The sequence below is a fragment of the Catenuloplanes nepalensis genome, assembly GCF_030811575.1.
GTDB classification, from domain to species: Bacteria; Actinomycetota; Actinomycetes; order Mycobacteriales; family Micromonosporaceae; genus Catenuloplanes; species Catenuloplanes nepalensis.
Window position 1 is genome coordinate 6,993,996 of sequence record NZ_JAUSRA010000001.1, and the last position, 13,627, is coordinate 7,007,622.

Sequence of the window (13,627 nt, forward strand, 5' to 3'; positions counted from 1 at the left end):
AAATGGCCGTTCCGCGCCGCCCGGTGATCCGCGCGGACAGACCCGCTCCGTCGAATGGACCTTAACCGCATTTCCGATATTTCATATATTTGCCAGCCTGTTCACATTTACGTCACAGGCGGTGTGCATGTTCGGAAGTGTCCGGCCTGCCATGGCGCGGCGACTGATCGGCGGAGTCTCCGTCGCGGGCGTCGTGGTGCTCATGGCGGGGTTCGTCTCACCCCCGGCCTCGGGAGCGGCGGCCACCGCGACTCCCGTCCCGGTGTCCTGGAAGACACCGGCCGCGGACGTCCGCGGGGTCGTCGACACGGTAGACACCAGCGAAGGACTGACCACGCTCGGCGGCCTGACGTTCGTCGGCGGGTCGGCCTACTCGGTGGCCGACAGCCGGATCGTCCGGGTCGACCCGGCCACCGGTGCGGTCACCACGGTCGCCGGCGTGGCCGGCGAGCGGGGATGCGCCGACGGCGGCACCGGCGCCGCAGCACGATTCGGCGGCGAGAACCATCCGAAGACGGCCGGCGCGATCTTCGAACCGATCATGGTCGGCACCGACGGACGCCGGCTCTACGTGCGGGACCAGGGTTGCGGCGTGCGCAGCGTCGACCCGCTGACCGGCGCGACGGAGACGCTCTCCGACGTGGGTGGCAGCGACGGCTACGGCGTGCCGTGGTCGGTCAACGTCCGCGGCGGCACGCTCTACACCGGGAGCTGGGACCACGGCTCGGATCCACTCACCACGTCGCAGGAGATCTTCGCCCGTGACCTGGCCACCGGCGTCACCCGGCAGCTGGCCACGGTGCCGGAGGCGTTCGACGTGGTCGTCGCGGACGACGACCACGTGTGGGCCTGGGGCCGCACCAGGATGCACCGGATCGACCGCGTGACCGGCGAGCGCACCCCGATGCCGTACGCATTCAACTGGTCCGCGGACGGCGACATCACCGACCGGGGCAACGGACCGTACTGGGACGGTCAGGTCCTCTCCGTCGGCGACTACTTCTTCTTCATCGCCCCGGGCTTCTACGACTGGAACGAAGTCGGCTGGTTGCACAAGACCACCGGCGAGCGAGGCTCCTTCGCCAGCGGTTACGGCACGCCGGAGGGGAACAGCGAGGGCTCCTGGTACCCCGACGCCCGCTACTTCCACTACCTGTCCGGCCTGGCCACGGACGGCACGAGCCTCTACATCGCCGACTACGGCGCGGCCTGGGCCGGTACCCCGCAGCCGTCGGCGCTGCTGGCCGTGCACGGCGCGGTCCGGATGCCCGCACCGCCGACGACGCCGGCTGACCCGGACCCGGACACGTCTCCGACGCCGGAGCCGACCACGCCGATCGAGGAGCCGGAGCAGGAACTCGACGGGTACGTGGCGCTCGGCGACTCGTTCCAGTCCGGCGAGGGCGCGTACGACTACCAGGTCGGAACCGACCTGCCCGGCATCAACCTGTGCCACCGGTCGGACAACGCCTACCCGAGGCTCCTCCAGCGCGACGGCGTCGCGAAGGACATGCACCTCTACTTCCGCGCGTGCAGCGGTGCGGTGATCGACGACCTGGAGTCGCGCACGGTCAGCACCAGCCGCCCGCCGTGGAGCGACCCGAAGGTCACCGGCTGGAGCCAGCTGGACTGGCTGGCCGACCACACCGACCTGGTCACCATCGGGATCGGCGGCAACGACATGCGGTTCTCCTCGATCCTGCAGTCCTGCATCCTGGAGAGCATCTCCGACGAGATGGTCTGGGACTGGTCCGATCACAGCTGCGAGGGCGAGTTCGCCCGCCAGGTCGAGGCCGACCTCACGGCGCTCACCACGCGACAGGCGAACGGGCTGACCCGGCTCCAGGAGGTCTACGACAAGGTCCGCGACCGTGCACCGTACGCGCGAGTGGTCGTCGTCGGATACCCCCGGTTCTACGTGGAGGGCGGTCGCAGCAACTCGGCCAGCGACAACTTCTGCGCGGGCATCCGGATGACCGACCAGCGCTGGATCAACGCCCAGATCCGCCTGCTCAACGACGCGATCAGCCGGGCCGCGGTGAGCATGGGCAGCCAGTTCGTGGACGCCTACAACCTGCCGAACGGTGCGGAGCTGTGCAGCGGATCGAGCGACCCGTTCCTCAACGGTGTCGTGCTGACGCCCGACTGGCCGCCGAAGTGGGAGACCGCCCAGAGCGAGTCGTACCACCCGACCGCGTCCGGACACCGGAAGATCGCCGACGCGATCAACGGCGTCGTCAACCAGGTGCCACTGGGCACCGCGTACTCCGTCCACCCCGGACAGACGATCACGCACGGCTACCGGGTGACCAACGGCACCTCGGCGAGCTTCTCCACCCGGTGGCCCGGCAGTGACGTGGTGATGAGCCTGCGATCACCGTCCGGCCGGGTGATCACCCGGACCACGACCGCGTCCGACGTGCGCCACATGGTCGGGCCGACGTACGAGACGTACCTGGTCGACAAGCCGGAGAAGGGCACCTGGACCGTCTCGCTGTACGGCGCGGACGTGGACCCGCAGGGCGAGGAGACCCGGCTGATCATCGATGAGGAGAAGGTCGCGAACAAGCTGCCGGCTCCGAAGCTGAACGCACGCCAGTCGGGACGGACCGTCACCGTCGACGCCGTCGGCAGCCGGGACACGGACGGCAGGATCGTCGAGTACCTGTGGGACTTCGGCGACGGCAGCACCGCCGTCGGCACCACCGCCTCCCACACCTACGCCGAGCCGGGCACCTACCTGGTCACGCTCGCGGTCAAGGACGACGCCGGCGGCGAGTCGTTCGAGTCGTCGACGCGGACGTTCACGATCACGCGGTACGCGTTCGGCGGCTTCCAGGCACCGGTCAAGCCGACCGGCGCGACGAAGCTCAAGCCCGGCGGCATCGTGCCGATGAGGTTCAGCCTCGGCGGCAACCAGGGGCTGGACATCATCAAGGGCGCGCCGAGCAGCGTCCGGGTCGACTGCAAGACCGGCGCCACGATCGGCGGCTCCTCGCCGGCGAACGCCGGACTCGTGGTGCTGCTCTACGAGAAGGTGCGGGACACGTACACCTACTACTGGGTGACGGACCCGCGGTGGGCCGGCACCTGCCGCACCTTCAGCCTTCCGCTGCGGGACGGCAGCACGCACGTGGCGACGTTCGACTTCCGCTGACGTGCCAGGCCGGGGCCGCCGTGCGGCGGTCCCGGCCACCGGCTGTCGAAAGCCCTGATCGGGTCTCGCCCCGATCAGGGCTTTCGGCTCTGCGGAGCTTCGGTGCCGCGCGGCTGTGCGCGGATGCGGGTGCCGGTGGAGTCGAAGAGGAGCAGGCGGTCCAGGTCGACGGCGATGGTCAGGTTCTCGCCGGGTCTGGGCAGGCCGGCGGCCGTGGGCACGCGGACCACCAGGTCGCCGTCGTCGGGGACGGCGTCCGCGGAGGGTTCGTATGCGGGGTGGAGGCCGTAGCGGGGATGCGCGGGGGTGGCGGCGCGTGGCAGCAGGCGGCCGATGACGCCGCGGCGAGGACCGGGATCGGGCGGGTCGGCGAGCAGCCCGGCCAGGTGCGCCGGGTCCGCGGTCCCGATCATGGTCTGGGCCGGTGGCGTCGGCAGGCCGCCCGCGTCCAGGTGGACGATGCCCTCGTGGCCGTGATGCTCGACGTGCCGGACCTGTCCCCGCAGGCTCGCGCCGTCGGCCTGCGCGGGCGTCGCGGTGCGCAGCGCGTCCGGGCGCAGGCCGACCGTGATCCGCCCGTGCCGGAGCAGCGCCGCCGCGCGCGCGTCATCGGCCGGCAGCGTCAGCACCTGACTGCCCAGGTCGACCGCCACCCGCCCGTCCACCGGATAGACCGCGCCCTCGAACAGGTTCGCCCGGGGCGCGCCGAGGAACGCCGCGACGAACACGCTGGCCGGATCGTCGTAGACCTCCGCGGGCGTGCCGACCTGCTGAAGCGCGCCGTCCCGGAGCACGGCCACCCGATCCGCCACGGCCAGCGCCTCCGCCTGATCGTGCGTCACGTAGAGCGTGGTCACGCCGATCCGGCGCGCGGTCGCGGCCACCTCGCCGCGCAGCTCAGCCCGCAGGCCCGCGTCCAGGTGCGCCAGCGGTTCGTCCAGCAGGAACACGCGGGGCTGCCGGACCAGCGCCCGGGCCATCGCCACCAGCTGCCGCTCCCCGCCGGACAGCTGTGCCGGCCGCCGGTCCAGCACGTCGCTCAGCCCCAGCCGCGCCGCCGCCCGCGCCACCAGCTCGGACACGCCCGGCGCGGACCGCAGCGGAAACCCGATGTTCTGCGCCACCGTGAGGTGCGGATAGAGCGCATAGTGCTGAAACACCATCGCCACGTTCCGGTCCCGGGTGCGCAGCTGATCGACGATCCGACCACCGAACCGGACATGCCCCGCGGTCGGCGTCTCCAGCCCCGCCACCAGCCTCAGAACGGTCGACTTCCCGCACCCGGTCGGCCCCACAAACACGACCAGCTCGCCGTCCGCGATCTCCAGCGACAGATCTTCCACGGCCACGGTCCCGTCATCGAACACCTTCCCCAGGTGGTCGAGCCCCACGGCCGTCATGCCGACATGGTGAAGCGCTCTTCCCCACCCCCGCCACCCCACATCGACAGACGGCACTCTCCCCGCGCCGAGCGGTTCGCCCGTGCCAATCACCCGTACGAGCACGAGAACAACCTCGGCCCAACCCCGAATGGTGGCATCGTGTGCCGTATCCGCCGGACGGCCGGATCGATCTAGCTTCGGTCGTTTGGCAGAATCCCCATCCGTCTCCATCAAATCTGGAAGTATCCCTAATATGAACGCAAGTCATGTCGAAATCGGCCGCGGCTTCCGCCGATCGCGGCGGTGCGAGACCGCCAACTGCGTCGAGGTCGACACGGATCGCATCCGATCGGGGAGCGTCTACGTGCGGGACAGCACCGCTCCCGGCGTCCTGATCAGCTTCCCCACCGACGACTGGTCCACATTCATCACCGCTCTCAAGACGGCCTAGCGGCGACGGCGACGGCGGACCGCGCACGCACCCGCCAGGATCAACGCGGTCACGCCGCCGGCGCCAATCCACATCCGCGTCGTCCGGCGCCGTGGCCGCGCCACCTCCGGCTCCGCCGTCTCGGCGACGGCCGACTCGAAAGCAGACTCCGCGATAGCGAAGAACCGCTGTTGGTGCTCGTTGTGCGCGGCTTTGGACACGGTGCCGCGCACGAGTTCCCACCAGCGCCGGATGTCCGGAACGCTGAACTGATTGATCATTTCTAGACGGATCGCCTCATCGGGCAGATATCCGATCTCGTAGCCGTGCTCCAGGTACCGGTACATCAGATTGGTGAAGATGTCCCGCCGATGCTGGGCGCGCATGTCCGGATCGAATAGCGGGGGCCGGGGGCGGACATCGGGGTGCTCGATCAGAATCTTCATGAGTTCGATCTGCATCATCCGGATGCCCTGAGCCTGCGACATCCTGATCTGGCGTGTCTGCATGACCAGCGCGATGACCACGCCGAAGGTCGCGCCGCCGGAGAGGAGTGCGGAGAGACCACCGTATGCCTGGCCGATCTGGCTCATCCGGTCGACGGCCGTGCCCGGCATTCCGGAGAAGGCGAGCATGAAACCGATCGGGGCGAGCAGGAACAGCAGGGCGAGGCCGGAGAGAAGCACGGCGATCGCCGATCCCCGCCTGCCCCGAAGCCACCGCACCGGACCTCACAAAGGCTCGCCGATTCTCCGGCCTCACTCTATCGACGGTCGCCAAAACAATGGCTCTGCCATCAGCGGGAATCGCATGGCCAGGGAGCGTCAGGAGCGGGGTGGGGTGGGGGTGTCGAGCCAGCCGTCGCCGTCGGTGTCGGTCAGGTGGATGTCGGGGATGCCGTCGTGGTCGGTGTCGAGGCCGGCGTGATCGATGAGGCCGTCGGCGTCGATGTCGTGGCCGGTGAAGTCGGTGCGGCCGTCGCCGTCGCGGTCGGCCAGGATCTCGACGCCGCGGCCGGGCCGGCCGCGGACGCTGTGCGGGTCCCAGGTGCCGTCGCCGTCCGCGTCGACGCGGGTGCGGTAGCCGTCGGGGACCGGGGGTGGGGCCTCGCCGAGGAACTGCGTGGTGGCGTCGCCGAAGCCCCGGTCGTCGGCGGTGCCGAAGCCGGTCGTGGGGTCGGAGGGCAGCGCGCCGGGGCCGGTGCCGTGCAGGGACATCTCAGGGCCGGAGCCGGCCGGGCCGAAGCCGACCGCCCCAGAACCGGCCGACCCAGAACCGGCCGGGCCGAAACCAGCCGGACCGGAGCCGGCCGAGCCGGAGCCGGCCGAGCCGGAGCCGATAACGGCCGGGCCGAAGCCGCTGTCGGCGGCCGGGCCAGGGCCGAACCCGGCGCCGCCCGCGGAAGAACCGGCCGGCGCACCGGCTATGCCGCCGGCCGGGGCGCCGTCGGCGGTCGGGAAGATGTCGCCGAAGAGGCCGAAGAGGCTGGACTGGTTGGTGCGGGACTCGACCGTGCTGTGGCCGGTGTCGCTCGTACCCGTGGAGATCTGACTGCGGAGCAGTGCTGCCTCGTCGGGGGAGAGCGTGTAGCCGGCCAGGGCGTGATCCGGGTCGGTGGCGAGCGCGGTGGCGAACGCCGGGTCGATGACCAGGCGTTCCAGGGCGTCGTCGAAGCCGGGCACGGTCAGTCCAGCTCGGGCATCGGGACCGGCTGTGGACGGGGGTGGCAGGCCCCGCACTGCAGCGCGTCGTCGACGACCAGACCCTCGGCACGGCGGCGGGAGTCGGAGCGGTGGACCTCCAGCAGGTACGGGCCGAAGCGCGCGTGGTCCTCGCACACGCCCCGGCCGCAGAACCGGCAGGAGCCGCGCGCGGCCTTGGCGCAGAACCAGCAGAGCACGTGGCCTCCTCAGGGCACCGGCGTCAGAACAGGATCACGGTCTCGGCGACCGACGGCACGGAAGAGACCGCCGGCACCGAGGACTGTTCCGCGGGTACGGACGGGGTGAACGTACCGCTGGAGATGGTGGGTTCACCCTCAGGTGGCGGTGACTGCGTCGTCGGTGTCGGGTCGGCCGGTGGCGTCGTCGGCGCCGGCGGCTGCGTGGTCCGGGACGGTACCGGCGACGGCTGTGTCGGCGGCCTGCCGGGCGTCGGCGACCGGGTCACCGGAGGCGGCACCACTCCCCCGCCGTTGTCGTCGTCATCGTCATCGTCGGTCGGCACCACGAAGCCGGGCGCGGACGGCGTCGGCGAGCCCGACGGGGACGGGGACGGCGAGGGCGAAGCCGACGGAGACGGAGACGGGGAGGGAGACGGAGTGGGAGTCGGGGAGCCGGACGGCGTCGGGATCGGGTCCGGGAGACCGTCGCCGCAGTCCAGGTCGCCGCGCGTCTCCGGCTGCGTCACCCGGTCCACCAGCACCTCGCCGCGGGAGACCACGGCCTGGCCGTTCTCCACCGCGTACCAAGCCGGTGCGGTGCTGGTCACCGCGATCCGCGCGCTGGAGATCTCCAGCGACAGCGGCCGGAACGCGCCGCTGGTGGAGTCCGTGTCGGACAGGATCCGCCCTTCGCTCAGCTCCAGGCCGCCGTACGGCGTGCGGGTCCGGTCGCCGTCCGTGCGCAGGTCGCGGACCTCGGCGTTACTGCCCGCGCAGAGCACGGAGAACGCGCCGCCCCGGAACGTCAGCGACGCCCGCGACTGCGCGCCGACCCACACCTGGGCTCCGACCGGCAGCTGATAGCGGCCGCCTTCGTCGAGCGTGACCATCCGCCCGGCCACGCCGACGTCGACGGAGCCGGTCTCCGCGGTGAGCAGCACCCGGTCGGCGGGCATCTCCGCCCACGCCGGCGCGGGCCGCAGCTGCGCGGCGGTCAGCGCGAACGCGAGCAGCAGGAGCAGCAGCACCAGCCACCAGAGCCGGCGCTCGAACCGGCCGTCCAGCCCGTAGTCGACGCCGCCCGGCGGCATGCCGGGCGGTGCGGCCAGCGGCGGGTAGTCGCCGTCGGAGTGCACGCCGACCGAGGGCCGCAGCGGCGGCCGGTCCGCGCCCTCGAACGACGAGCTGCCGGCGAACGTGGCCGAGGCGCCGGCCATCGCCGGGATCGTCCACAGCCGGACCGGCGTGCGGGCGACCGCGACCGGGCCGGGGTAGCCCTCGCCGACCGGTCCGATCATGGTGCCGCGCCGCAGTTCCCCGCCGTCCGGCAGCACGATCGCGCCGGATTCGATGATCACCGCGTCGGTCGGCCCGTCGAGCCGGACCGCCTCGCCGGGGTTGACCGCGGAGGAGCGCGCGGACGCGAGCATGCCCATCCGGCCCTCGGGGGAGAGCCCGGTCAGCGCGGGGGTGTCGTCGAAGAGCGCCTCCGCGTACGCCCGGTCGGTGGGCGGCGGGCCGGGCAGCGGGCCGATCGCGGTGGCCACCGCGGTGGACGGGATCGCGAGCAGCACGGCGTCGCCGGCAACGTACCAGTCGAGGGCGGCGGGGGCGCCGGCGAGCGCGGCGTCCAGCCCGACCGTGGAGCCGGGGCCGGCGTGCTGGCGCAGGATGCCGCCCGGGTCGCCGGGGCGCCGGCCCTGGAGCGCGCCCTCGATCACCACGAACACCTTCGGCTGCGCGCCACCGGCGGAGACCAGCTGACGGCCGTCGCCGGGGCGCTCCCAGTGCGCCTGCCGGGCGAGCCGGGTGAGCACCTCCGCGGGGAGCCGGCCGAGCATCGAACGGTTCAGCGCGTGCAGCCGCCGGGGCGTGTCCTCGGCCCGCTTCCGCTCGCGCCGCATCTCGCGGAACCGCCGCAGGCGGCGGGAGAGCCAACCCACCAGCAGGTACGCCAGGGGCGCGCACAGCCCGCCGACGACCAGCAGCAGGAGCAGCCGGGGCCCGAAGCCGCCGTGCCAGAGGCCGGCGACCAGCCCCTGCACCCGGTCGGCCCAGACGCGGTAGAACACGTTCGCCGCGATCACCAGCCAGAGCACCGCGAGCGTGCCGTAGAGCGCGACGAGCCGCCCCTCCGCGTCCAGCTCGCTCCAGCGCGGCGCGCGGCGGCGCAGGCGGCCGGTCACGAACGCGAGCCCGCGGGCCCGCAGGTTCGGAATCTCCAGCCAGTCCATCAGCAGGTAGTAGCCGTCCAGCGCGAGCAGCGGGTTCACGTTGAACAGCACGTTCAGGTACCACGCGAAGGCCAGCTTGAACGCGAGCGGCGCGACGGCCGGGAAGATCAGGCCGACGATCTGCGCGGAGCCGGCCAGCACCAGGCCCGCGGCCGGTCCGGCGAGCGTGGTGCGCAGCCGGGCGCGGCGGCCGGCCATCCACACGTCGCTGGTGTCCACGAAGACCGACGGGATGCCGAAGTAGACGAGGAAGCCGGCCGCCGGGACGCGCCGGCCCATGTGCTTGGTGGCCAGCGCGTGGCCGAGCTCGTGCGCGGCGAGCGCCACGACGTTGAGCGCGAGCAGCACGATCGCGCCGAGGAGGAACGAGCCGTTCGAGACGAAGAGGGAGGCATCGCCACGCCACCAGGTCCAGGCGAAGAGGCCGAAGCCGGCCAGCGCGACGATGCCGAACAGCACGGCCGCGATCGGCGTGAAGAAGAACCGGCCGCCGAAGCGGTAGAGCGCGTCGACGATCGGGTCGACGTTCGCCACGGCCATCCGCCGGCCGCGCGCGGCGGCCAGCAGGCCGGCGCCGAGGCGCAGCGCCAGCGGGCGGCGGCGCACCTGCTCGAGCGGCCCGAACACGTCGACCGGCAGCTCACCGAGCATGCGGTTCGCGGCCAGGTCGGCGACGAGCCGGCGGACCTGGTCGGGCGCGAGCCGGCCGGATATGTGGGCGAACTCCGCGACCAGCCGGGCGACGGTCCGCGAGCCGTCCATCAGCTCCGCGAGCTGCCACTCCTCCGGGCTCAGCCGCAGGTAGCCGGAGGGCCCGGCGTCGTCGGGCGAGCGGAGCATCACGTAGGGCACGCCCCGGACGCTGGTCAGCTCCGCGGTCTCGATGCCGGCCCGCAGCTCGGGCCGGGCCCGGGCCGGGTTGATCCGGTCGATGACCGCGGACCACACGTCCGTGTCCCCAGGCCCGATCGGCTGGCCGGGAGCGCGTCCGGCGAGTGCCTCCCAGACGCTCAGCCGTGTTTCAACGATCGACACTGCAGGATCTCCGTTTTCGCCTGGTGACCCCCTGTCACCTGGGGCCCGCCGCCCCGCCAGGAAGAGTATCGACCGGGCGCCATGACCGATAGAGGCGAGCGTTGGCCGGCGCACACAGGTGTGGCGGGCGACATGACCAACCCCCTCGGTCATGTCGCCCGCCACGTGGGGAGCAGGCGGGGCGAGCCCCGCCCTGGTGCGGCTCCGGGTGCGTCAGGACGCCTCGGCGAGCGTCGCGGTCGCGGTCTTCTCACTGCCGTTGCGCTTGTAGGTGACCGTCATCTGCTGGCCGACCTTGCCGGCCTGCACCGCGGTGATCACGTCGTCCGAGCTGTTCACGGCCTTGCCGTCGATCTGGGTGATCACGTCGCCGCGCTGGATGCCGGCCTTCTGCGCCGGGCTGTCGTCGCTGACGCTGCTGACCAGCGCGCCGCCGCCCTCGGCCTCGGTGAGGCTGACGCCGAGGAACGGGTGGCTGACCTTCTGCCCGGTCTTCAGCGCCTCGGAGACCTCCTTGGCCTTGTTGCTCGGGATCGCGAAGCCGAGGCCGATCGATCCGCTGCCCTGGCCGGAGGTGGCGATCGCGGTGTTGATGCCGATCACCTCGCCGTTCGTGTTGACCAGCGCGCCGCCGGAGTTGCCCGGGTTGATCGGCGCGTCGGTCTGCAACAGCCCGGCGATGGACTGGCCGGCCTGCTGCTGGCCACCGCCGAACGGGCTCTGCTCCTCCTCGCCGGCGACCTGGATGGTCCGGTCCTTGGCCGAGATGATGCCGGCGGTGACCGAGCCCTGCAGGCCGAGCGGGCTGCCCAGCGCGAGCACGGTGTCGCCGACCTTCACGGCCGCGCTGTCGCCGAACTTCGCCGCGGTCAGGTTGGACACGCCCTCGGCCTTGACCACACCGAGGTCGGTACGCGCATCCGTACCCACGACCTGGGCCTCTGCCTTGGTGCCGTCGGCGAAGACGACGGTGACCCTGCCGCCCTGCGCGCCGCCGACCACGTGGTTGTTGGACAGGATGTAGCCGTCCTCGGTCAGCACGACGCCGGAGCCCTCGCCGGTGTCGGTGGTGATCGAGACCACGCTGTCCTGCACCGCGGCCGCGATCGAGGCGAGCGAGGAGCGGTCGACGACCGGTGCGGGCTCGCCGTTGGCGGTGTTCGTCGTGTTGACGCCCGGGGTGTCGTCGTCCATCGCGTTCGCGGTGACCGCGCCGACCGTGCCGGCGGCGAGCGCCAGCACCACGGCCGCGGCGGCGGTCGCGGCGAACCGGCCGAACCGGCGGTCACCGGGCTGCGACTGCGGCGGCGGCACCGGGCCCACCGGCCCGCCCGCCCACGGCGGCACCGGGGGCTGGCCCGGAACGCCGGGCTGGCCGGGGTGGCCCTGGCCGGGATAACCGCCGGGCTGCTGGTAGGCACCGGGCTGGTAGGCACCGGCCGCGACCGGCTGCTGCGCCCACTGCGAGGCCGGCGCCGACGTCGGCTGCGCGCTCGTCGGCGCGACCGCCGGCGGCATCTGCGACGTCTGGGCGACGGCCGGGGCGGCCCACGGGCTCGGCGGGTACTGCCCGTAGCCGGGGCGCCCGGCGCTGCCGGGGCCGGCGGCGGGCGGGACGAGATTGGTCGGCACCGGCTGGGTGACGGGCTCGGCCTGGTGGGGCCGCGCCGTCTCGTCACTCGAGCCGGACGGCCCCCGCAGCCCTTCGGCCGGGTGCCGGTAGCCCTCGGCGGGGGTCCCCTGCGCCTCTCCGGCGGGGGCCTGCTGCCCCTCAGGGGTGGTCTCGTGCTCGTTCATGTCTCCCACCTTCCCGCCGACATCTGCGACGGCCCTGAAATCGCCCTGAAGGTTAACTGTGAATTCAAAACCGGGGATATATCAGGGCTTATCAGGGCGGATATCCGACGCGACCACGCTGGCCCCCTCATCCTCCAGGAAGTCTTCCAGCTCATCGTCGGCGTCGTCCGAGTCCGCGTCGAGCTCGGTCGGCACCAGCGGCAGTCTTACCCGGAACGTGGCGCCGTCACCCGGCGTGCTCTCCACCTCGACGACTCCGTCGTGCGAGGAGACGATCGCCGCCACGATCGCCAGGCCGAGCCCGGTGCTGATCGTGCCGGCCGCGGTCCGGGTGCGGGCCGCGTCCGCCCGGTAGAACCGCTCGAACACCCGGTCGATCTGCTCCTGGGTCAGCCCGCCACCGGTGTCGGTCACCTCGACCACGCCGGCCACCCGCCGCCCGTCCGCGTCCGCCTCCGCGCGCAGCCGCAGCGTGACGGACGCGTCCGCCGGCGTGTGGGTGAGCGCGTTCGTCATCAGGTTGCCGAAGACCTGCCGCAGCCGGGACTCGTCGCCGGTCACCACCAGCGGCCCGGAGCCGGGCGCGATGTCCAGCGTGATCGTCCGGTCCGGCGCCATCGCGCGCGCGGCCTGCACCGCGTCCGCGGCCAGCACCGGCAGCTCCACCGGGTTCAGCGCCAGCGGGCGCTCCCGGTCCAGCCGGGCCAGCAGCAGCAGGTCCTCGACGAGCAGGCCCATCCGCGCGGCCTCGTCCTCGATCCGGCGCACCAGCTTCGGCGCGTCGGTGGCCGCGCCCTGCCGGTACAGCTCGGCGAAGCCGCGGATCGTGGTCAGCGGCGTGCGCAGCTCGTGCGACGCGTCCGCCACGAACTGGCGCATGCGCGACTCCGAGTTCAGTGCGCGCGCCTCGGACGCCTGCGCGTGCAGCGCCGCGTCCCGCGCGATGGTCTCCGCGGACCGGGCCGCAGCCTCGGACGCGGCGCGCGCGGCGAAACCGGCCTCGATCTGGGTGAGCATGCCGTTCAGCGCGCGGGAGAGCCGGCCCAGCTCGCTCTGCGGCTCCTCGATGCCGGGCTCCGGGTCGGGCACGCGGCGGCTCAGGTCACCGGCCGCGATCGCGCCCGCGGTCTGCTCGATCTGGTCGAGTGGCCGCAGGCTGGCCCGCACCATGCCCGCGCCGATCGAGGCCAGCATGATCAGCACGGCGCCACCGACCAGGCCGTCGATCCAGATCAGCCGCTTGACCGCGAGGTCGACCTGGCCCAGGTTCTCCCCGATGTGCAGGACCTCGCCGTTCGGCAGCTCCTGGACCAGCATGCGCCAGCGGATCTTGCCATTGATCGACTTCACCGTGTACGCCTCGCCGGCCACCGCGGTTATCTCCTCGCGGCCCTCGACCTGCGGCGGAAGGTCGTCCAGCCCGAGGTGCCCGTCGTAGACCGGGTCCTTGCCGACACCGCTCACCGCGGTGACCCGGCCGTAGTAGTCGGTCGGGACCGTGACCTCGCCGCCGTTGACGAACATGGCGGCCGCGTTCGCGTCGTTCGCGATCTGGTGCAGCTGGTCGTCGACGAGCCGGACCAGGTAGGAGCGCAAAAAGTACGCACTGCTCACGCTGATCACGATGAGCGCCACGCCGACCAGCACCAGCACGCTCGCGACGAGTTTGAGCCGCAGCGGGGTGCTGCGCAGGCGGGCCTTCATCGTCGC

The 13,627-nt window shown here is 72.5% G+C and carries 9 protein-coding genes; 2 read left to right on the forward strand and 7 right to left on the reverse strand.

The features are described from left to right. Positions 1-151: 151 nt before the first annotated feature. Positions 152-3,157, forward strand: coding sequence for a PxKF domain-containing protein (locus tag J2S43_RS30090; protein WP_306834941.1), 3,006 nt, complete (start codon positions 152-154; stop codon positions 3,155-3,157). Positions 3,158-3,231: 74 nt separating this feature from the next. Here J2S43_RS30090 and J2S43_RS30095 read toward each other — a convergent pair whose 3' ends face one another. Continuing rightward, complete coding sequence (locus J2S43_RS30095) at positions 3,232-4,557, reverse strand: ABC transporter ATP-binding protein (RefSeq protein WP_306834942.1); 1,326 nt, start codon at positions 4,555-4,557, stop codon at positions 3,232-3,234. A gap of 235 nt (positions 4,558-4,792) precedes the next feature. Here J2S43_RS30095 and J2S43_RS42300 point away from each other — a divergent pair, with 235 nt between their 5' ends. Beyond that, entirely contained in the window at positions 4,793-4,990 is a 198-nt protein-coding gene (locus tag J2S43_RS42300; RefSeq protein ID WP_370881669.1) for a DUF397 domain-containing protein, read from the forward strand. Here the strand turns inward: J2S43_RS42300 and J2S43_RS30100 are convergent. The 6 genes from J2S43_RS30100 to J2S43_RS30125 form a co-directional block, all read right to left on the reverse strand. Next, positions 4,987-5,655 (reverse strand): DUF6082 family protein, encoded by a 669-nt coding sequence (locus tag J2S43_RS30100; RefSeq protein WP_306834943.1) that lies wholly within the window; start codon positions 5,653-5,655, stop codon positions 4,987-4,989. The two genes, J2S43_RS42300 and J2S43_RS30100, sit on opposite strands and share 4 nt — an antisense overlap. 138 nt (positions 5,656-5,793) lie before the next feature. Then, on the reverse strand, positions 5,794-6,651 hold the full coding sequence (locus tag J2S43_RS30105; RefSeq protein WP_306834944.1) for a hypothetical protein: 858 nt from the start codon (positions 6,649-6,651) through the stop codon (positions 5,794-5,796). A 2-nt stretch (positions 6,652-6,653) separates the two neighbouring features. Next, a complete protein-coding gene (locus tag J2S43_RS30110; protein WP_306834945.1) occupies positions 6,654-6,869 on the reverse strand; it encodes a hypothetical protein in 216 nt (71 codons plus the stop codon). A 23-nt stretch (positions 6,870-6,892) separates the two neighbouring features. Further along, positions 6,893-10,120 carry a M50 family metallopeptidase gene (locus tag J2S43_RS30115; RefSeq protein WP_306834946.1) on the reverse strand — a complete coding sequence of 1,076 codons (3,228 nt, stop codon included), beginning with the start codon at positions 10,118-10,120 and terminating at the stop codon, positions 6,893-6,895. 213 nt (positions 10,121-10,333) lie between these two features. Further along, positions 10,334-11,917, reverse strand: a complete 1,584-nt coding sequence (locus J2S43_RS30120; protein WP_306834947.1) for a trypsin-like peptidase domain-containing protein — start codon at positions 11,915-11,917, stop codon at positions 10,334-10,336. A gap of 81 nt (positions 11,918-11,998) precedes the next feature. After that, complete coding sequence (locus J2S43_RS30125; protein WP_306834948.1) at positions 11,999-13,621, reverse strand: sensor histidine kinase; 1,623 nt, start codon at positions 13,619-13,621, stop codon at positions 11,999-12,001. Positions 13,622-13,627: the final 6 nt, after the last annotated feature.